We start from the raw sequence: 19,815 nt of genomic DNA on the forward strand, positions 1-19,815 counted from the left end.
ATACATATACTATAAAAGGTGGATGTGACCCCGGTGTGAAGATAGGGTGAAAGATATGGGGATTTGAAATATAGTATATATGAAATTATTATTGCAAAAGTTCTAGAGATAATAGAAAGGGATGAAGTCCGAATATAAATAAAAGTTGAAATCTATGAAAAAAAGGATTATGCTCAACTATATTATAAGAATATAAGGTTTATCCCAACGATTTGAGGGCTCCTAAAAAGCCTTTTATTTATCAAGGGAAAGCTTCACTTTATCAAGGGAGTTAGTGATATGGAAGTAACAAAAAGACAAGGGCTTTATAATCGTTTTATACGATTAAACCCACCACAAATATTAGCGTTAGGCTTTTTTTGCTTAATTGTGGTTGGAGGTTTGTTATTAAAGTTACCATTCGCAACGAAAGTACATATTAGTTGGGTAGATGCTTTTTTTACAGCAACGTCAGCAGCGACTGTAACGGGTTTAGGAGTAGTAGATACTGCAAGTACGTTTACGATGTTTGGTGAAATTGTTATTATGTTTTTAATTCAAACAGGTGGTCTAGGTCTTATGACGATTGCCATATTAATTGTCTGGGTATTAGGCAAAAAAATTGGCTTGCGCCACCGATTATTAATTGGAGAAGCATTTAATCAAACAAATATAGGTGGTCTTGTAAAGTTAGTGAAACGAGTTTTTATTTTTTCTATTTGTATTGAGCTTATTGGCGTTATATTTTTATCGATTCGATTTATTCCAGAGTTTGGTTTTGGAAAAGGTTTATACTATAGTATCTTCCATGTAATCGCATCCTATAATAATGCTGGATTTGCTCTTTGGCCGGATAATTTAACAAGGTATGTAGGAGATCCTATTATTAATATTGGAATTTGCTCTTTAATTGTAATAGGGGGACTCGGTTTTACCGTATTAATTGATATATGGTATAGTCGCAGTTTTCGAAAACTATCGCTTCATTCCAAAATTATGATTGTTGGAACGGTAGCGCTAAATGTTATAGCGATGATTGTTATTTTTGTATTGGAATATAATAATGTGAAAACGTTAGGAGATTTATCTTTAAGTGAAAAATTATGGGCTTCTTTCTTCCAAGGTATTACACCTCGGACAGCTGGATTTAATACGGTTGACTATGGTGGTATGGAAGAATCATCTATATTATTTACGATGGTTTTAATGTTTATTGGTGCAGGAAGTGTATCAACAGGTGGAGGGATTAAATTAACAACGTTTGTTATTTTAATTACATCTGTCCTTTCTTTCTTTAGAAAGAAGGAGGAAATCGTTTTATTTCAGCGTACCATTAAAATGTCGACAGTAACGAGAGCGTTAGCAATTGTCGTTGCCAGTCAAATACTCATTTTGACAGCGGTATTTGTATTAATGCTTACAGAAGACTTCAGTTTTATTCAGTTATTATTTGAGACAATTTCAGCGTTTGGTACAGTGGGATTAACAATGGGGATTACTGCGAAGTTATCGGCGTTTGGAAAATGTATTATTATGTTTGTTATGTTTTGTGGATTAATTGGACCGTTAACACTTGTGTTTTCTTTAGCGCGCCCAGCAAAACAAAAAATAAAATATCCATCGGAAGATGTATTTACAGGATAAGGTATCCCGCATAAAGCGAGATACCTTTTTCTTTTTAAAAAAGAGAGAACAATAAGCCAATCAAAGCCACTCGGAATAAAATCGCGATAAGTGCCGCAATTCCACCGACAATCGCAGCGATACTACCAGTTACAGTAGCTCCGCGATTATAAGCGTAAATTCCAAGTAAAACAGAAACGAGACCAAATAGTGTCGGGAAGGTGAAGAGTGATAATATTGCTAAAGCAAGAGCAATAAAACCAGCAGTTGACCCAGCGGCAGATGATCTTACAGCATCTTTATCGTCTTTATCATCATAATCAATACGCTGTGGTGCAACTTCAGCTGCATATTCTTCTTTGTAGTCACTATAGTCACTATCTATTCTATCTTTTCTTTTATAATCATCAAATTTCTCAGTCAAAGTCATGACTCCTTTCATAACAAGGTTCAATAGTAGTATGTATTTCTTTTTCTTTTTTATCCCTCTATTTACGGGCAGTAAGACTTCCACCTTAAAATTCGGCTAGAGCGAAAAAGTTATGCGGGAGCCCTGCTACCCGTAAACGCCTGATTGGTGAGGGCTAATAATCAATGGGTGATGAACAAAACCCCCACTTTATCCGAGGCTATGCAGGGAGTAATATCCATTTAGAAGACGGAAATTGTTTTTTTGAAATAGGAAAAGTTAGTATGACTTCCTCTATTTTGGAAAGTATAAAAAAGAATAATGAGGAAAGGGTGCAGTACATAATGGAACATCCAATTGAAAATTTAATGAAAACAGCAATGACAAATTTAAAAGAGATGGTAGATGTAAATACGATTGTTGGAAGTCCAGTTTCCACAGCGGACGGAAATGTAGTATTAACAGTATCTCAAGTTGCTTTTGGTTTTGGAGCTGGTGGAAGTGATTTTAAAGGGGATTTCACTACAGAAAAACATAATGGTGGACAAGGGCAACATAAAGAGAACAGGCAAGGGCATCCATTTGGAGGCGGAAGTGGTGCTGGGGTTTCTATTAGTCCAGTCGCTTTTTTAGTAGTTGGTTCTAACGGTGTACAAGTATTGCATCTCAATAGTAGTACACATTTAATTGAAAAAGCTTTAAATACTGTACCGAGCACTGTGGATAAATTTGTAAATAGTCGTCAAAAGTGAACTTGCAATTTTTAGGAATTGTGATATATTAAAAAAAGTGTGCTTTAGGATGATCGGAATAATTGAAATGTAAATATAGACGATGTGTGGAATAAGGGAGAGGGAATTTATGATTAATATCAAAAATTTAGTAGTTGGCTTATGTATGTTAGTAAGCGGCTTTGTTGTATATGTAATAAAAGAAAAAGCTCCATTCTAAAACAGACAAACCGTTACTGTCTGTTTTTAATTTGCAATAAATGTTGACAAGTTATTGTATTGGTGTTAAAATTTTAATTCGTGTCTCGGTTACAGCTAGTGTAAAGTGAATATTTCTTATGAATACAATATGAAAAGTTTGCGAAAGATCGGGTAATTTTATCAACAACTTTTGTGAACCAACCCTATAAATTGTACTTGTAAGCTTTATATGTATACTAGTGAATCAAGGAGCGGTCAGTGGAACCGTAATGATGAGAGAGAGGTAGGGCTTTCATCCAGTATATGTTACTTTCCCGTTAGGTGAATATAAAAAAGAGGACTCCTTTTGAAGAGGAGTCCTCTTTCATTTTTTAAGTACGGCTTTCAACTTGTTGACAAATTTCATCCGTTGTTAAACCATGAGCTGTAATTACCGATCCTTTTATTGATGCATCTGCAATACCCATCATATTAGAATCTTGCCCAGTTACAACACAACAATCGCATCCTTGTGCATCATGTTCTGAGTTAAGTGTCACGACTTCATGTCCCTGTTGCTGAAGAGCATGCTGAACATCTGTTAAAGAGTTTTCAACACCAATTCTAGCCATAAATCTCACCTCCTACCATCTAATTGCTAGTATGCTCAAGTACATAGCATATATTTATAAAAAGAAGGCAGGAAGCATATCTTTGTTTAGTCGTTATAAACACCCGTAAGCATTTGACTAACGAATTGATCGTTTAATGTATCTAGGGCGGAATCGCTGCTAGATTGAATGTCAATTGAAGCGATAAAGTTGTTATGTTCTTTGTTATTAGGTTCTACCTCTACATAATTATCAAATTTACAAAAACCTTTCGTATCCATTAGATCGAATAGTTGTAGCATTTCTACTACCTCTTGTCTCGTTCCTTTAATTTGTACACATGCCATATTAATTTCCTCCTTCATTTTGACAAATTGTTTTTTAAAAATAGGATTATGATTCCGAAATGAAAAATATGAATGTTATTTTTAGACAGCGTTAATTTTTTTATTTTCCCCCTTTTTCAGCAAAAGTCGTTATATATTCCCGAATTTGTAAAATCGGACGTCCGTTTATTGAATACAATAGATTCGTATCAATTGACGAAACTCCTTCTTTTAAACAAATATTTTTTTTAGTGGAAATTGGCGAAAAAATTTTTTTGACTTTTTGTAAACGTTAACAATGTTGTTAAATCAATATAATCAAAGATGTACGTACGATTAAAAATTATAAATTTTCTAAAAATTCACTTGATTTATTTGGAAAGGAGAGTAAACTAGGAAACAATAAAAAATTCATAGAACATAGGAGGCGCTTTCCAGTGAACGAGCAATATATTTTCTTAAATGGAGAATTTGTTCCAAAAGACGAAGCAAAAGTTTCAGTATATGATCATGGTTATTTATATGGCGATGGAGTATTTGAAGGGATTAGAGTTTATAGCGGTAATGTTTTCCGTTTGAGGGAACATCTTGTCCGGTTATATGAATCAGCGAAATCCATCATGTTAGAAATTCCATATTCGTTAGATGAAGTAACGAATATTGTTGTTGAGACGATTCGACAAAATAAATTATCTAATGGATATATTCGCCTTGTTGTATCGAGAGGAGTAGGAAATCTTGGATTAGATCCCGATTCTTGTTCAAAACCGAATGTAGTAGTAATCGCAGAGCAGCTATCTTTATTCCCACAAGAATATTATGAAAAAGGAATTCCGATTATAACAGTTGCAACGCGTCGTAATCGTCCGGATGTTTTGTCGCCACAAGTAAAATCTCTAAATTACTTAAATAATATTTTGGTTCGCATTGAAGCGAAGCTAGCTGGAGTACAAGAAGCACTTATGTTAAATGATCAAGGATATGTGGCTGAAGGATCCGGAGATAACGTATTTATTATAAAAGGAAATAAATTAATTACACCACCAAGTTCAGCTGGGGCATTAGAAGGGATTACACGAAATGCGATTTTAGAAATCGGCGAAAAACTTGGGTATGACGTAAGAGAAGAGTTATTTACAAGACATGATGTATATGTAGCTGATGAAGTATTTTTAACAGGAACAGCTGCTGAAGTCATTGCTGTTACAACAGTAGATGGTAGGACGATTGGTTTGGGGAAAACTGGTCCACATACGAATCGTTTATTAGAAGAATTCCGTAAATTAGTTGTAGAAGATGGAGAGAAAATTTACGAAGAAAATAAAGTTGGATAATAGCTCTTTATGAAATGATAAAGCGTTGATAGGGAGGAGTAGTTGACTGTGAAGCCTCACAGAGAGTCGGTGGTTGCTGGAAACCGATGGTTCACGTCGACGAACATCGCCCTTGAGTGCTAAGCTGAAGCGTTTGCCTAGGCTTAGACGGTGGCTCCGTTATTAGCTAGACTCATCCCGAGTCACTGAGGCAAGAGTATTCTTGCAAAGAAGGGTGGTACCGCGAAATCTTTCGTCCCTTCAGCACATAGCTGGAGTGTGGACGTAGGATTTTTTTATTGTATAAAAGTTTTAAAAGGGGGCTTATAAGAAAAATGTCTTCAAAAACAGAAGAGAAACTGGGAACGGGTGCACAGCTATTGTTAGAAGCGCTAGAAAAGGAAGGCGTAGAAGTGATTTTCGGTTATCCGGGTGGTGCCGTTTTACCTCTCTATGATGCACTCTATGACTGTGAAATTCCCCATATTTTAACGAGGCATGAACAAGGGGCCATTCACGCTGCTGAAGGATATGCAAGAATTACAGGAAACCCAGGAGTTGTCATTGCAACGAGTGGACCTGGTGCTACAAATGTTATTACCGGTCTAGCTGACGCAATGATTGATTCTTTACCGCTCGTTGTATTTACAGGGCAAGTAGCAACAACGTTAATTGGAAGTGATGCATTCCAAGAAGCGGATATTATGGGGCTTACGATGCCAGTGACAAAACATAATTATCAAGTACGAAAAGCATCCGACTTACCTCGAATTATTAAAGAAGCATTTCATATCGCTAGAACAGGAAGACCAGGCCCAGTCGTTATTGACCTTCCGAAAGATATGGTAGTAGAGCAAGGGGAGCGATGTAGTAATGTACAAATGGATTTACCAGGATATAACCCTAATTATGAACCAAATCTACTCCAAATAAACAAATTATTACAGGCAGTTGAGACTTCAAAAAAGCCGTTAATTTTAGCTGGGGCAGGTGTGTTACACGCGAAGGCTACAATTGAATTAACAAATTTTTCTCGTCAGTATGAAATCCCTGTTGTGCATACATTACTTGGTCTTGGAGGGTTTCCGCCAGATGATGAACTATTTCTAGGGATGGGAGGAATGCATGGTTCTTACACAGCTAATATGGCGTTATATGAATGTGACTTACTAATTAATATAGGTGCGAGATTTGACGATCGTCTTACTGGAAATTTAGCTTATTTTGCTAAAGGGGCGACTGTCGCACATATCGATATTGATCCAGCAGAAATCGGAAAAAATGTGCCGACTGAAATTCCTATTGTTGCAAGTGCTAAGCGAGCGTTGGAAGTATTACTTCAATCAGAAGGGAAGAAAGAAAATCATCATGAATGGCTCTCTTTATTAAAGAGTAGAAAAGAAAAGTATCCATTAACTTATAAACGAAATTCTGAAAGTATTAAACCTCAATACGCGATTGATATGCTATATGAAATCACGAAAGGAGAAGCGATTGTAACAACAGACGTTGGGCAACATCAAATGTGGGCAGCACAATACTATCCGCTGAAAAATCCAGATAAATGGGTAACTTCTGGAGGATTAGGGACGATGGGGTTTGGATTTCCGGCAGCAATTGGTGCGCAAATTGCAAAGCCAGATGAACTAGTCATTGCAATTGTCGGTGACGCTGGATTTCAAATGACATTGCAAGAATTAAGTGTATTAAAAGAACATTCTTTACCCGTTAAAGTATTTATTTTAAATAATGAAGCTTTAGGGATGGTAAGGCAATGGCAAGACGAATTTTATAATCAAAGATATTCACATTCTTTATTGTCGTGTCAACCAGATTTCGTCGCTCTTGCGAATGCGTATGGTATAAAAGGTGTTCGTATTGATGATCCACTTCTTGCAAAGAAGCAATTGAAGCATGCGATTGAATTACAAGAACCAGTTTTAATTGATTGCCGTGTACTTCAATCTGAGAAAGTTATGCCGATGGTTGCGCCGGGGAAAGGTGTTCACCAAATGGAAGGAGTGGAAAAAAGGTGAAGAGAATTGTTACAGCGACAGTTCGTAATCAGAGCGGTGTGTTAAATAGAATTACAGGTGTTATGACCCGAAGGCATTTTAATATTGAAAGTATTTCAGTGGGGCATACGGAATCATCGGATATTTCACGGATGACGATAGTTGTGCATGTGGAAAGTGAACAGCAAGTTGAGCAGTTAATTAAACAACTTCATAAGCAAATTGATGTTCTGAAAGTATCAGATATTACAGAAGAAGCAATGATTGCTAGAGAGCTTGCACTTATTAAAGTAGCAACTTCAGTAGCAAGAGCAGAATTATATAGTTTAATTGAACCATTTCGAGCCGCTGTAATAGATGTTGGGAAGGATTCCATAGTTGTGCAAGTAACAGGTACGCAGGAGAAAGTAGAAGCGTTAATTGAATTACTTCGTCCATACGGTTTGAAAGAAATTGCGAGAACAGGTGTAACAGCATTTACACGTAGTATGAAAAAGCAAGATAAGCAAGTTATGTTAATTCAATAATCATTTAAATATAGGGGGAAAAGAAAATGACAAAAGTTTATTATGAAAAAGACGTAAAGGTAAATGTATTAAAGGAAAAGAAAGTTACAATCATCGGATATGGCTCGCAAGGTCATGCACATGCACAAAACTTACGTGATAACGGATTTGATGTAGTAGTAGGGCTAAGAAAAGGCAAGTCTTGGGATAAAGCGAAAGAAGATGGATTTTCTGTATATACAGTAGCAGAAGCAGCAAAACAGGCGGATGTAGTAATGATTCTCCTACCGGATGAATTGCAGCCAGAAGTATATGAAGCCGAAATTGCACCGAATTTACAGGCAGGAAATTCTCTTGTGTTCGCACATGGGTTTAATGTTCACTTTGATCAAGTAAAACCACCAGCGAATGTAGATGTATTTCTAGTAGCACCAAAAGGTCCAGGGCATCTAGTGCGCCGTACGTTTAGTGAGGGAGGTGCTGTTCCGGCATTATTTGCAGTATATCAAGATGCAACAGGAGTTGCGACTGAAAAGGCACTTTCTTATGCTGATGGAATTGGAGCGACGAGAGCGGGCGTACTAGAAACGACGTTTAAAGAAGAAACAGAAACAGATTTATTTGGAGAGCAAGCTGTACTTTGCGGCGGAGTGACTGCACTTGTAAAAGCAGGGTTTGAAACGTTAGTTGATGCAGGATATCAACCTGAACTTGCATACTTTGAATGTTTACATGAACTAAAACTAATTGTTGACCTTATGTATGAAGGTGGACTTGAAAATATGAGATATTCAGTTTCGGATACAGCGCAGTGGGGAGACTTCGTATCAGGACCACGTGTTGTTACTGAAGATACGAAGAAAGCGATGGGTGAAGTACTAGCGGAAATTCAAGATGGTACATTTGCAAGAGGCTGGATTGCGGAGCATAAAGCAGGAAGACCTCAATTCAATGCGACAAATGAGAGAGAGAATGAACATGAAATTGAAGTAGTTGGACGTAAATTACGTGAAATGATGCCTTTCGTACAACCGCGAGTAAAGGTAGGGATTAAATAATATGAAGCAGATTTTGTTCATGGATACGACGCTTCGTGATGGCGAACAATCACCAGGAGTTAATTTAAATGAACAAGAGAAATTACAGATTGCAAGGCAACTAGAGAGACTTGGCATTAATGTAATGGAGGCGGGATTCGCAGCAGCTTCTGAAGGGGATTTTCAATCGGTAAAACGTATCGCAAATACCATTCAAGATGCTACGGTTATGAGTTTAGCTAGGGCGAAAGAAAGTGATATTCGAAGAGCCTATGAAGCTGTGAAAGGTGCTGTATCTCCTCGTCTACACGTATTTTTAGCTACGAGTGACATTCATATGAAATATAAGCTTTGTATGTCAAAAGAAGATGTGTTAGATAGTATTCACCGCTCGGTTACGCTCGGAAAATCATTATTTCCGACAGTACAATTTTCTGCAGAAGATGCGACAAGAACATCAAGAGCATTTTTAGCTGAAGCAGTAGAAGTTGCGATTTGCGCAGGAGCGAATGTAATTAATATTCCGGATACAGTTGGATATACGAATCCAGAAGAATATTATTCTCTTTTTAAATACTTACAAGAATCTGTTCCTTGGTATGAAAAAGCAATTTTCTCTTGTCACTGTCACGATGATCTTGGGATGGCAGTAGCAAATTCATTAGCTGCGGTTGAAGGCGGAGCACTGCAAGTAGAAGGAACAATTAATGGAATTGGAGAAAGAGCGGGGAATGCAGCTCTAGAAGAGGTTGCAGTTGCTCTTCATATTAGGAAAGATTTCTATAAAGCGGAGTCTTCTATGACATTAAAAGAGATTAAATCGACAAGTACGTTAGTAAGTCGTTTAACAGGTATGGTTGTACCGAAAAATAAAGCAATTGTTGGAGCAAATGCTTTTGCTCACGAATCAGGTATTCATCAAGATGGTGTTTTAAAGGAAGTAACGACATATGAAATCATTGAACCGTCACTTATAGGAGAATCTCAAAACTTATTTGTACTTGGTAAACATTCTGGGCGTCATGCGTTTACGGAAAAAATGAAAGAGCTTGGTTATGAGTTTACAAAAGAAGAACGGGATGTGGTGTTTGAGGCATTTAAAAAATTGGCAGATCGTAAAAAGGAAATTACAGAAGAAGATTTACGGGCACTTATGCTTGGTGAAGCAGCATTTGCAGCACAGCAATATAACATTACGCAATTGCAAGTACATTTCGTATCCAATAGTACACAATGCGCGACAGTCGTTCTGGAAGATGAGGAAGGAAATGTATACGAAGATGCAGCAACTGGTTCTGGAAGTATTGAGGCAATATACAATGCAATTCAAAGAATTTTAGGGTTAGAATGTGAATTGGCAGATTACCGCATACAATCTATTACACAAGGTCAAGATGCACTTGCTCACGTTCATGTTGAATTGAAAGAAGGAACTCATCAAGTATCAGGTTTTGGTGTTGCGCAAGATGTATTGGAAGCATCGGCAAGAGCTTATGTCCATGCAGCAGGGAAATTGAAATCTTTTATATCACTTGTAAAATAATTGTGTGATAGGTGAGGGAAACTTTCCTCACCTATCACATTAAAGTTCTGAAAATTCAGTTAAAAGGAGTGTTTACATTGGAAAAACGTATCGTTTGTTTAGCTGGTGATGGTGTTGGTCCGGAAATTATGGAAAGTGCGAAGGAAGTATTGCATATGGTAGAGAGGCTATATGGACATCATTTTCATTTGCAAGATGAGTGCTTTGGCGGGGCTGCTATCGATTTAACGGGGCAACCATTACCGCAGCGAACGCTTGCCGCTTGTTTAGCGAGTGATGCGGTTTTACTTGGAGCAGTTGGTGGACCTCGTTGGGATCATGCGAAAGAAAGGCCGGAGAAAGGATTATTAGCTTTAAGAAAAGGACTTGGTGTATTTGCGAATGTTCGACCTGTAACGGTAGAAAGTGCAACTGCACATTTATCGCCATTAAAAAATGCTGACGAAATTGATTTTGTTGTTGTTCGTGAATTAACAGGCGGGATTTATTTTTCTTATCCGAAAGAACGAACGGACGAAGTAGCAACAGATACACTTACGTATCATCGCCATGAAATTGAACGTATCGTTTCTTATGCTTTTCAATTAGCGAGTAAGAGAGAGAAAAAAGTAACGTCTATTGATAAGGCGAATGTTTTAGAATCTAGTAAATTATGGAGAACTGTTACGGAAGAAGTAGCTCTTCGTTATCCTCATGTTGAATTAGAGCATATTTTAGTAGATGCAGCTGCTATGGAGTTAATTCGGAACCCAAGGAGATTTGACGTTATTGTAACAGAGAATTTATTTGGTGATATTTTAAGTGATGAGGCTTCTGTATTGGCTGGATCATTAGGAATGCTTCCATCAGCAAGTCACGCTGAAAATGGCCCTTCGTTATACGAGCCTATTCACGGATCAGCACCGGACATTGCGGGGAAAAATAAGGCGAATCCAATTGCGATGATGCGTTCTGTTGCAATGATGCTTGGGCAATCATTCGGATTAACAAGAGAAGGGTGGGCAATTGAAGAGGCAATTTCTGCGGTTCTTCAATCAGGAAAATGTACAGTAGATATCGGAGGAGATGAGACGACAACTTCATTTACGAAGGCAGTTATGCAAGAAATGGAAGAGCAAGCGCTAGTAGGGAGAGGACGATAATGGGAAAAAGATTACTAGATAAGCTTTGGGGGAAACACGTAGTTGCAACGAATGAAAATGGACTGGATTTACTATATATCGATCTTCATCTCGTTCATGAAGTGACGTCACCGCAAGCCTTTGAGGGCTTGCGGATGGCAAATCGAACTGTCCGCAGACCTGATTTAACATTTGCAACGATGGATCATAATATTCCAACGAAGGATGTTTGGAATATTACCGATCGTATTGCGAAGCAGCAATTGGATACACTTCGTGAAAATTGTAAACAATTTCAGGTGCTATTAGCGGATATCGGAGATGAGGAGCAAGGGATTGTTCATGTTATAGGACCAGAGCTTGGGCTTACGCAACCAGGAAAAACGATTGTTTGTGGTGATAGTCATACGGCTACTCATGGTGCTTTCGGTGCACTAGCATTTGGTATTGGTACGAGTGAAGTGGAGCATGTATTAGCAACGCAAACGTTGTGGCAACGAAAGCCGAAAGCGATGGGCATTGAATTAAAAGGAAAGTTGTCAAAAGGTGTGTATGCCAAAGATATTATTTTGCATCTCCTTTCAAAGTACGGCGTAGCAGTTGGAACTGGATATGTAATGGAATTTTACGGAGAGACGATTCATGCTATGGAGATGGAGGAGAGGATGACGCTTTGCAATATGGCAATTGAAGGGGGAGCAAAAGCGGGTATTATCGCACCAGATGAAAAAACATTTTCTTATGTAAAAGGGCGTAAATATGCACCGAAAGACTATGAATCTATTAAGAAAAAATGGTCGGAACTTTATACAGATTCAGATGCAGTTTATGATTTACATATTTCGATAGATGTTACGGACTTAGCACCGTACGTTACTTGGGGAACAAATCCGAGTATGGGTGTTCGTATTGATGAAAAGTTGCCAGAAAAGCATGATGCAAATGATGAAAGAGCATTTTCGTATATGGGATTAAGCCCTGGACAAAGTACGTATGAAATTCCAGTTAAGCATGTCTTTATTGGATCTTGTACAAATTCTCGATTATCCGATTTAGAAATTGCCGCATCTGTTGTGAAAGGGAGAAAGGTAAAAGACGGTGTGCGAGCACTTGTTGTGCCTGGGTCTAAAAGAGTAAGAGAAGCCGCGATGCAAAAAGGACTACATCACATATTTGAAGAAGCAGGATTTGAATGGAGAGAGCCTGGATGTTCAATGTGTCTTGGAATGAATCCGGATCAAGTGCCTGAAGGGGAACATTGTGCATCTACTTCAAATCGAAATTTTGAAGGAAGACAAGGAAAAGGCGCACGAACGCATTTAGTTAGCCCAGCAATGGCGGCAGCAGCTGCGTTATATGGTCATTTTGTTGATATTAGAAAGGAGAGTTATGATGGAGCCATTTCGTATTCATAAAGGTACTGTCGCGGTACTTATGAATGATAACGTTGATACAGATCAAATTATTCCGAAGCAATATTTAAAGAGAATTGAAAGGACAGGGTTTGGAAAGTTTTTATTTGATGAGTGGCGATATGATAATAATCGTCATGAAAATCCTAAATTTCCGCTTAATGCACCAGAAAGAAAAGGCGCGAGTATATTAATTACCGGGGATAATTTTGGATGTGGTTCTTCAAGAGAACATGCTCCGTGGGCGCTTGCTGATTACGGTTTCCGTGTTATTATCGCAGGTGGATTTGCAGATATTTTTTATATGAATTGTATGAAGAATGGCATGTTACCGATTGTAATGGATAAAGAGATGCGCGAACAACTTGCTAAGACGGATGCGAGAGATCAAATAGAGGTCGATTTAGAGAATGAAGTAATTACTACGAGTACACACAGATTCCATTTTACAATCGAGAAAATGTGGAAAGAGAAATTATTAAATGGTTTAGATGAAATCAGTATTACCATGCAATATGAACAAGAAATTGAAGAGTATGAAAGAAAAGTGTCCTCACATTAATTAAAAGCTGAATATTTAAAATGTATTTACATTCAGAATTATCTGTTATATACTATGTAAAAATCAGAGGGGAAAGGGAGTAAGTATTATGAATACAATACAATCTATTAAAATGCTTACACAACTACATCATCATACATGAAACCCTTGAACCTAGCGTGAAAACGTGTAGGTACAAGGGTTATTCCCATTGTACCTACACTCTACTAAAGAGCCTTGTAGGTACTTTGTCTACAAGGCTCTTTTTATTTTCGGTTTAGGTGAATGAAATGGGCATACATTAGAAAAGGAAAGGTGTGAAAATTCAGATGACAAAATGGAAAAGGGCAAACCCGAATGGAACGAGAGATTATTTATTTGAAGAGTGTACGTTAATTGAAGAAGTGGAGCAAAAATTAAGGCGTACCTTTTTAGAGAGAGGTTATGAAGAAATAAGGACACCGACAATTGAATTTTATGATGTTTTTGCATTTCAAAATCGGCCGATAGATGAAGAAAAGATGTATAAGTTTTTTGATGAAAAAGGAAGAATTATCGTTTTGCGTCCAGATATGACGATTCCTTTAGCGAGAGTAATTGGGACGCAGAGGTGGGATACGCCCCTTAAATTAACGTATAGTGGAAATGTATTTCGAGCAAATGAGTCTCTTTCTGGAAAATATAATGAAATCGTACAAAGTGGTATTGAAATTATCGGGATTGATAATGTAAGAGCTGAAATTGAGTGTGTGATAAGTGTAATTCAAGCACTACAAAAATTGAAGGTACAATCTTTTACAATTGAGATTGGGCAAGTGCAGTTATATAAGTGTATTGTAAAAAAGCTCTCCATTTGTGATGAAGAAGAGAGAGTACTTAGAACGTATATTGAGAGTAAAAATTATGCTGCACTCTCAAATTTTATTAGAGAAAAGAAATTAGACCGGTGTGATGAAACAGTAAGATTACTTGAGAAATTACCGAGGCTATTTGGGAATTTAGAGGTCATTGAGGAAGCAGAAAAACTTGCTTCAAGTAATGAAATGAAAAAGGCTATTGCAAGAGTGAAAGAAATATATGAAACAATTGAAAAATTAGGATATGGCTCTTACATATCAATTGATTTAGGTATGATCCAACACTTAGATTATTATACGGGTGTTATTTTCAAAGGGTATATATATGAAATTGGAGAAGAAATTGTTAGTGGCGGAAGATATGATGAGTTAATTGGCAATTTTGGAGAGATGGTGTCAGCGGTTGGACTCGCGGTGCAAGTAAATCAGATCGTTAAGGCGCTTCAAGAGCAGCAAGAATCGTATGAAAGAGAGCCGATAGATATGATGATCCATTATGAGTTAAATAGATTAGCGGAAGCAGAAAGATTACGAAACTTACTTAGAAAGGACGGAAAGAATGCTAGATTATCTCTATTCGCTAATTTAAACGATACCTTTCAATTTGCAAGAAAAAATAAAATAGTAACGGTCGTTGAGGCCAGGAAAGAATCGTTAGTGGAATATGTATGGAAAGAGAAATGGATTGTTCAGAAAGAAGGGGAGACTTCGTGCGTAACATTCAAATTGCGTTAACGAAAGGAAGGCTAGAAAAGTATGTAATTCCACTGTTTGAGAAAATCGGTATCGATTGTTCAGAGCTGAAAGATAAAGGGAGAAAGCTTGTTTTTCAAAGTAAAAATACTGATATTTCATTTATTTTAGTGAAAGCGGTGGATGTTGCTACTTATGTGGAACATGGAGTAGCTGATATTGGTGTCGTTGGTAAAGATATTTTAATGGAAAATGAGAAAGATATTTATGAAATGTTGGATTTAGGAGTAGGTGTGTGTAAATTTTGTGTTGCTTCTATTCCTACGTACAATCCAAAGAGTTACCGAAAGAAAAGAATTGCTACAAAATACCCGCACATCACTTCTACTTATTTTCATGATAAAGGAGAGGATGTAGAAATTATAAAAATAGAAGGTTCTGTAGAAATCGCGCCTCTTCTTGGATTGGCAGATGCGATTGTTGATATTGTTGAAACAGGAAAAACGTTACAAGAGAATGGTTTAATTGTATTTGAGGAAATGTGCTCTATATCAGCACGAATGATTGTAAATAAGGCAGCTTTAAAAACTAAAAAAGACGAAATATTCAGTGTTATAAATATGATGGAGCAAGAAATTTTGTCAAGGAAATAGGGGGCTTGAAATGGAGATCGTTTATGAAGATTTCAAAGAGGCATTATCCAAAATAAAAGCGCTACGAGAAAGCGCTAATATAATAGAAGAAACTGTTCAAAGAAATGTTAGAGAAATTGTTCAAAATGTAAGAGAGAGTAAGGATGAGGCTTTATCTTTGTACACAAAAAAGTTTGATGGTGTGGAGATTACAAATTTTCGTGTAAGTGAGGAAGAAATAGAACAAGCAAGTATGTTTGTAGAGCCTTCTTTTTTAGAAGCGTTACAAGAAGCGAAGAAAAATATTATCTCGTATCACGAAAAGCAAAAAAGGCAATCTATGTTCGATTGCGTGAGTGAAGGGGTAATTAGAGGTCAGCTTATTCGGCCATTAGAAAATGTAGGTGTGTATGTGCCGGGCGGGACGGCTTCTTATCCTTCATCTGTATTAATGAATGTATTGCCAGCAAAACTCGCAGGAGTGAAAAAAATTGTAATGGTAACACCGCCGAGAAAAGGAGGAATTGATCCGCATATTTTAGCCGCTGCAAGTCTTGCGGGTGTAGATGAAATTTATATGGCTGGTGGTGCGCAAGCAATTGCTGCTCTAGCATATGGAACGGAATCGATTCCTAAAGTAGACAAAATAGTGGGTCCTGGAAATTTGTATGTTGCTTTAGCGAAGCGAGAAGTATACGGGATAGTAAATATCGATATGATTGCTGGACCGTCAGAAATTGTAGTTATCGCTGATGAAACAGGGAACGCCAAATATATTGCTGCGGATTTATTGTCACAAGCAGAGCATGACGTAAGAGCGACAGCTATTTGTATTACAACAAATGTACAGCTTGCTAAAGAAGTAGAAAAAGAAATAGAAAGACAGCTAGAGACGTTACCAAGGAGTGAAATAGCTCGTGAGTCAATAAAAAGAAATGGAGCCATGTTTATTGTCCCTTCTTTAGAAGAGGCGTTTCACTTATCAAATGAAATTGCCCCAGAACATTTAGAGTTACATATAAAAGAGCCGATGAATGCGTTAGCTTATGTAAAGCATGCAGGTTCCATTTTTCTTGGTCCATATGCACCTGAGCCGCTCGGGGATTATTTGGCAGGACCGAATCATGTATTACCGACAAGTGGAACGGCAAGATTTTTCTCACCGTTATCAGTCGACGATTTCGTGAAAAAATCAAGCTTTGTTTCTTATACGGAGGAAGCATTAAAAAATGTACAGCATCATATTGTAGAACTTGCAAATAAAGAAGGCTTACATGCACACGCGAGAGCAATACAAATTAGATTTGAGGAGGAAGAATAATGCGTCAGTCAAGTCAAGTACGTGAGACGACAGAAACAAAAATTAAATTAAGTTTGCAGCTTGATGAGAGTACGAATGTTTCTGTTCAAACGGGAGTGGGTTTCTTTGATCATATGCTAACTTTATTTGCAAGGCATGGAAGATTTGGCTTGCAAGTTGAAGCGGAGGGGGATGTATTTGTCGACGCTCATCATACAGTTGAAGATGTTGGAATTGTACTCGGAAATTGCTTGAAAGAAGCATTGCAAAATAAAGAGGGGATTAATAGGTACGGGTCGGCATATGTTCCAATGGATGAATCTTTAGGATTTGTTGCAATTGATATAAGCGGGCGTTCTTATATTGTATTTCAAGGCGAATTAACAAATCCAAAACTAGGCGATTTTGATACAGAATTAACAGAAGAATTTTTTAGAGCAGTTGCTCATGCTGCCAATATTACATTACATGCTCGCATTCTATACGGAAGTAATACACATCACAAAATTGAAGCTTTATTTAAAGCATTTGGTCGAGCACTTAGAGAGGCAGTCGATAAAAATACCAACATTACTGGTGTAAATTCAACGAAGGGGATGTTGTAATTGATTGCCATTATAGATTATGGAATGGGAAATATTCGTAGTGTAGAACAAGCATTAAAATATATTGGAGCAGAGTACATCGTAACAGATGATAAAGAAGAAATATTGAGAAGTGATGGAGTTATGCTGCCAGGAGTAGGTGCATTTCCGAAAGCGATGGACGTTCTAGCAGAAAAAGATTTAGCATGTGTGCTAAAAGAAGTTGGGAGTTCAGGGAAGCCGCTTCTGGGTATTTGTTTAGGCATGCAACTTTTATTTGAAAAAAGTGAGGAATTAAAAGATTGTAATGGATTAAGTTTATTGCCAGGTGTCGTTCGAAAATTAAAAGTTCCTTATAAAATTCCGCATATGGGGTGGAATGAACTAACGAAAGAAAGAGAAATTCCGCTTTGGAATGGGATAGAAGACGGATCCTTCGTGTATTATGTTCATTCTTATTATGCGGATTGTCCAGAGGAAATTGTGTGCGGGGCAAGTGAATATGGAGTGCGAGTACCTGGTTTTGTAGCAAAAGGAAATATATTTGGCGCACAGTTTCATCCTGAAAAAAGTGGTGAAATTGGCATGCAAATGTTAAAAAATTTCAAAGGAGTGGTAGAAGCATGGAGATCTTCCCAGCTATCGATTTAAAAGGAGGGCGATGCGTGAGACTTTATCAAGGAGAGTTTAGTAAAGAAACAGTAATGAATGAAGATCCAGTTGCGCAAGCGATTATATTTGAAAAACTCGGAGCAAAAAAACTACACATTGTTGATTTAGACGGTGCAGTTGCTGGAGAGTCATTAAACTTGTCTGTCATTGAAAGCATATGCAAGGCGGTACGTATTCCTGTGCAAGTTGGAGGAGGGATTCGATCACTTGTAGCAGTGGATAAGTTATTGTTAGCAGGTGTAGAAAAAGTGATTTTAGGAACAGCTGCCCTTTATGATAAGGCATTTTTAGAAGAAGCAATTCGTCTATATAACGAGAAAATCATCGTTGGAATTGATGCGAAAAATGGTTTCGTAGCAACAAGGGGGTGGCTTGATGTGTCTGAAATTTCTTACATTGATTTAGCGAAGCAGATGGAAAATTTGGGTGTTCAAACGATTGTGTTTACAGATATTTCGAAAGACGGGACGCTTGCAGGACCGAACTTTGAGCAATTGGAGTCATTACAAAATAGCGTTGATATTCGTCTGATCGCTTCTGGAGGAGTGGCATCTATTCAAGATGTGAAAAAATTACATGATATGAACATTTACGGCGTCATAATTGGAAAGGCACTGTATGAGAAAACGATTGATTTAGAAGAAGTGTTACAGGTAACAAAGTTATGTTAGCGAAACGAATTATTCCATGTCTAGATGTGAAAGAAGGTCGAGTCGTAAAGGGTGTGAATTTTATAGGATTACGAGACGTTGGTGATCCTGTTGAGATAGCCGCTGTATATAATGAGGCTGGAGCGGATGAAATCGTCTTTTTAGATATTACTGCGACACATGAAGGACGAAAAACGATTATAGATGTTGTAGAACAAACAGCCTCAAAAGTATTTATTCCTTTAACAGTTGGCGGGGGGATTTCAAATGTTAAAGATATGTACAATTTACTAAGAGCTGGAGCAGATAAAGTTTCAATAAACTCAGCGGCAGTGAGAAATCCCAAGTTAATCAAGGAAGGTGCAGAACATTTTGGCTCACAATGTATTGTCGCAGCAATTGATGCTAGAAAAGTAGCAGAAGATAAATGGAATGTATACGTGAACGGAGGAAGAGTTGATACGGGAATAGATGCAATAGAATGGGCGAAGCGCGTCGTTAAGCTCGGGGCAGGAGAAATTTTGTTAACGAGTATGGACGCAGATGGAACGAAAAATGGATATGATCTTCGTTTAACAGAAGAAATTTCAAAAAGCGTTTCCGTCCCAGTCATCGCATCAGGGGGATGTGGTCATACTGATCACATTATAGAAGTATTTCAAAAGACAACAGTCGATGCAGCATTAGCGGCATCCATCTTTCACTATGGTGAAGAAACTGTACAGAGTGTAAAAAGAAAGTTAAGAGAAGCTAACGTTGAGGTGCGGTTATGAAACCTAACTTTTCAAAAGGATTACTGCCAGCTGTTGTGATCGAGGAAGATACGAAAGAAGTTTTAATGCTAGCTTATATGAATGAAGAAGCATATGAAAAAACGCTAAAAACGAAAAAAACGTGGTTTTATTCTCGCTCGAGACAATCGTTATGGAATAAAGGAGAAACATCAGGAAATGTCCAATATGTGCAATCGCTTTATTTAGACTGTGATCAAGATTCAATTGTAGTTGTCGTAAAGCAAGTAGGACCTGCTTGCCACACGGGAGAAAAAACATGTTTTCACTATAAAATTATATAAGGGGA

General features: G+C 37.6%; 22 protein-coding genes, 1 pseudogene and 1 other annotated feature. Of the genes and pseudogenes, 20 read left to right on the forward strand and 3 right to left on the reverse strand.

Translation table 11 applies throughout. From position 1 onward, the window contains the following. Window positions 1-279: 279 nt before the first annotated feature. Window positions 280-1,623, forward strand: coding sequence for a TrkH family potassium uptake protein (locus COI75_RS14480; protein WP_000454123.1), 1,344 nt, complete (start codon window positions 280-282; stop codon window positions 1,621-1,623). Between the two features lie 34 nt (window positions 1,624-1,657). On the opposite strand, the gene COI75_RS14485 is transcribed toward COI75_RS14480, so the two are convergent. Then, window positions 1,658-2,026: a hypothetical protein gene (locus COI75_RS14485; RefSeq protein WP_000136540.1), complete on the reverse strand. Its 369-nt coding sequence runs from the start codon at window positions 2,024-2,026 to the stop codon at window positions 1,658-1,660. A 269-nt stretch (window positions 2,027-2,295) separates the two neighbouring features. Between COI75_RS14485 and ytfJ the strand changes: the two genes are divergently transcribed. Together ytfJ and COI75_RS14495 are read left to right on the forward strand one after the other, a co-directional pair. Further along, window positions 2,296-2,763: a GerW family sporulation protein gene (gene ytfJ / locus COI75_RS14490; RefSeq protein ID WP_033657185.1), complete on the forward strand. Its 468-nt coding sequence runs from the start codon at window positions 2,296-2,298 to the stop codon at window positions 2,761-2,763. A 109-nt stretch (window positions 2,764-2,872) separates the two neighbouring features. After that, on the forward strand, window positions 2,873-2,962 hold the full coding sequence (locus COI75_RS14495; protein WP_000608225.1) for a hypothetical protein: 90 nt from the start codon (window positions 2,873-2,875) through the stop codon (window positions 2,960-2,962). 352 nt (window positions 2,963-3,314) lie between these two features. Here the strand turns inward: COI75_RS14495 and COI75_RS14505 are convergent, their stop codons facing one another. Together COI75_RS14505 and COI75_RS14510 are read right to left on the reverse strand one after the other, a co-directional pair. Continuing rightward, window positions 3,315-3,554 carry a YkuS family protein gene (locus tag COI75_RS14505; RefSeq protein ID WP_000101002.1) on the reverse strand — a complete coding sequence of 80 codons (240 nt, stop codon included), beginning with the start codon at window positions 3,552-3,554 and terminating at the stop codon, window positions 3,315-3,317. Window positions 3,555-3,640: 86 nt separating this feature from the next. Beyond that, window positions 3,641-3,880, reverse strand: coding sequence for a DUF3911 family protein (locus COI75_RS14510; protein WP_000752507.1), 240 nt, complete (start codon window positions 3,878-3,880; stop codon window positions 3,641-3,643). A 59-nt stretch (window positions 3,881-3,939) separates the two neighbouring features. Between COI75_RS14510 and COI75_RS27665 the strand changes: the two are divergent. The 17 genes and pseudogenes from COI75_RS27665 (at window position 3,940) to hisI (ending at window position 19,810) form a co-directional block, all read left to right on the forward strand. Beyond that, a pseudogene (locus tag COI75_RS27665) lies at window positions 3,940-4,177 on the forward strand (hypothetical protein). Window positions 4,178-4,296: 119 nt separating this feature from the next. Beyond that, window positions 4,297-5,193, forward strand: a complete 897-nt coding sequence (gene ilvE / locus COI75_RS14520) for a branched-chain-amino-acid transaminase (protein ID WP_001005534.1) — start codon at window positions 4,297-4,299, stop codon at window positions 5,191-5,193. A 16-nt stretch (window positions 5,194-5,209) separates the two neighbouring features. Continuing rightward, window positions 5,210-5,436 (forward strand) — a binding site (T-box leader). Between the two features lie 71 nt (window positions 5,437-5,507). Continuing rightward, on the forward strand, window positions 5,508-7,208 hold the full coding sequence (gene ilvB, locus COI75_RS14525) for an acetolactate synthase large subunit (RefSeq protein ID WP_000095881.1): 1,701 nt from the start codon (window positions 5,508-5,510) through the stop codon (window positions 7,206-7,208). Further along, a complete protein-coding gene (gene ilvN, locus COI75_RS14530) occupies window positions 7,205-7,714 on the forward strand; it encodes an acetolactate synthase small subunit (RefSeq protein WP_000822953.1) in 510 nt (169 codons plus the stop codon). The genes ilvB and ilvN overlap by 4 nt, the downstream gene beginning before the upstream one ends. 26 nt (window positions 7,715-7,740) lie before the next feature. After that, a complete protein-coding gene (gene ilvC, locus COI75_RS14535; protein ID WP_000170253.1) occupies window positions 7,741-8,751 on the forward strand; it encodes a ketol-acid reductoisomerase in 1,011 nt (336 codons plus the stop codon). A 1-nt stretch (window position 8,752) separates the two neighbouring features. Then, window positions 8,753-10,273, forward strand: a complete 1,521-nt coding sequence (leuA, locus tag COI75_RS14540) for a 2-isopropylmalate synthase (protein ID WP_000809604.1) — start codon at window positions 8,753-8,755, stop codon at window positions 10,271-10,273. Between the two features lie 77 nt (window positions 10,274-10,350). Continuing rightward, window positions 10,351-11,415 carry a 3-isopropylmalate dehydrogenase gene (gene leuB, locus COI75_RS14545; RefSeq protein ID WP_000415347.1) on the forward strand — a complete coding sequence of 355 codons (1,065 nt, stop codon included), beginning with the start codon at window positions 10,351-10,353 and terminating at the stop codon, window positions 11,413-11,415. Next, on the forward strand, window positions 11,415-12,809 hold the full coding sequence (gene leuC / locus COI75_RS14550; protein ID WP_000520136.1) for a 3-isopropylmalate dehydratase large subunit: 1,395 nt from the start codon (window positions 11,415-11,417) through the stop codon (window positions 12,807-12,809). Before leuB ends, leuC begins: the two co-directional genes overlap by 1 nt. Next, window positions 12,787-13,368 carry a 3-isopropylmalate dehydratase small subunit gene (gene leuD, locus COI75_RS14555; RefSeq protein WP_000433215.1) on the forward strand — a complete coding sequence of 194 codons (582 nt, stop codon included), beginning with the start codon at window positions 12,787-12,789 and terminating at the stop codon, window positions 13,366-13,368. The genes leuC and leuD overlap by 23 nt, the downstream gene beginning before the upstream one ends. A 308-nt stretch (window positions 13,369-13,676) precedes the next feature. Next, window positions 13,677-14,939, forward strand: coding sequence for an ATP phosphoribosyltransferase regulatory subunit (locus tag COI75_RS14560; RefSeq protein ID WP_000170304.1), 1,263 nt, complete (start codon window positions 13,677-13,679; stop codon window positions 14,937-14,939). Then, on the forward strand, window positions 14,915-15,550 hold the full coding sequence (hisG, locus tag COI75_RS14565) for an ATP phosphoribosyltransferase (protein ID WP_001244497.1): 636 nt from the start codon (window positions 14,915-14,917) through the stop codon (window positions 15,548-15,550). The genes COI75_RS14560 and hisG overlap by 25 nt, the downstream gene beginning before the upstream one ends. A 10-nt stretch (window positions 15,551-15,560) precedes the next feature. Next, the gene (gene hisD / locus COI75_RS14570; RefSeq protein WP_000409122.1) at window positions 15,561-16,850 is read left to right on the forward strand and encodes a histidinol dehydrogenase; all 1,290 of its coding nucleotides are present in this window, start codon (window positions 15,561-15,563) and stop codon (window positions 16,848-16,850) included. Continuing rightward, complete coding sequence (hisB, locus tag COI75_RS14575; protein ID WP_001249961.1) at window positions 16,850-17,434, forward strand: imidazoleglycerol-phosphate dehydratase HisB; 585 nt, start codon at window positions 16,850-16,852, stop codon at window positions 17,432-17,434. The genes hisD and hisB overlap by 1 nt, the downstream gene beginning before the upstream one ends. Beyond that, window positions 17,435-18,064 (forward strand): imidazole glycerol phosphate synthase subunit HisH, encoded by a 630-nt coding sequence (gene hisH / locus COI75_RS14580; protein WP_000560348.1) that lies wholly within the window; start codon window positions 17,435-17,437, stop codon window positions 18,062-18,064. Further along, window positions 18,037-18,756 carry a 1-(5-phosphoribosyl)-5-[(5-phosphoribosylamino)methylideneamino]imidazole-4-carboxamide isomerase gene (gene hisA, locus COI75_RS14585; protein WP_000402313.1) on the forward strand — a complete coding sequence of 240 codons (720 nt, stop codon included), beginning with the start codon at window positions 18,037-18,039 and terminating at the stop codon, window positions 18,754-18,756. Before hisH ends, hisA begins: the two co-directional genes overlap by 28 nt. After that, window positions 18,750-19,508 (forward strand): imidazole glycerol phosphate synthase subunit HisF, encoded by a 759-nt coding sequence (hisF, locus tag COI75_RS14590; protein WP_000880119.1) that lies wholly within the window; start codon window positions 18,750-18,752, stop codon window positions 19,506-19,508. The genes hisA and hisF overlap by 7 nt, the downstream gene beginning before the upstream one ends. Next, on the forward strand, window positions 19,505-19,810 hold the full coding sequence (gene hisI / locus COI75_RS14595) for a phosphoribosyl-AMP cyclohydrolase (protein WP_000803972.1): 306 nt from the start codon (window positions 19,505-19,507) through the stop codon (window positions 19,808-19,810). Before hisF ends, hisI begins: the two co-directional genes overlap by 4 nt. Window positions 19,811-19,815 lie beyond the last annotated feature (5 nt).

Origin of the sequence: Bacillus cereus (assembly GCF_002564555.1) — a bacterium.
Taxonomy (GTDB): domain Bacteria; phylum Bacillota; class Bacilli; order Bacillales; family Bacillaceae_G; genus Bacillus_A; species Bacillus_A cereus_K.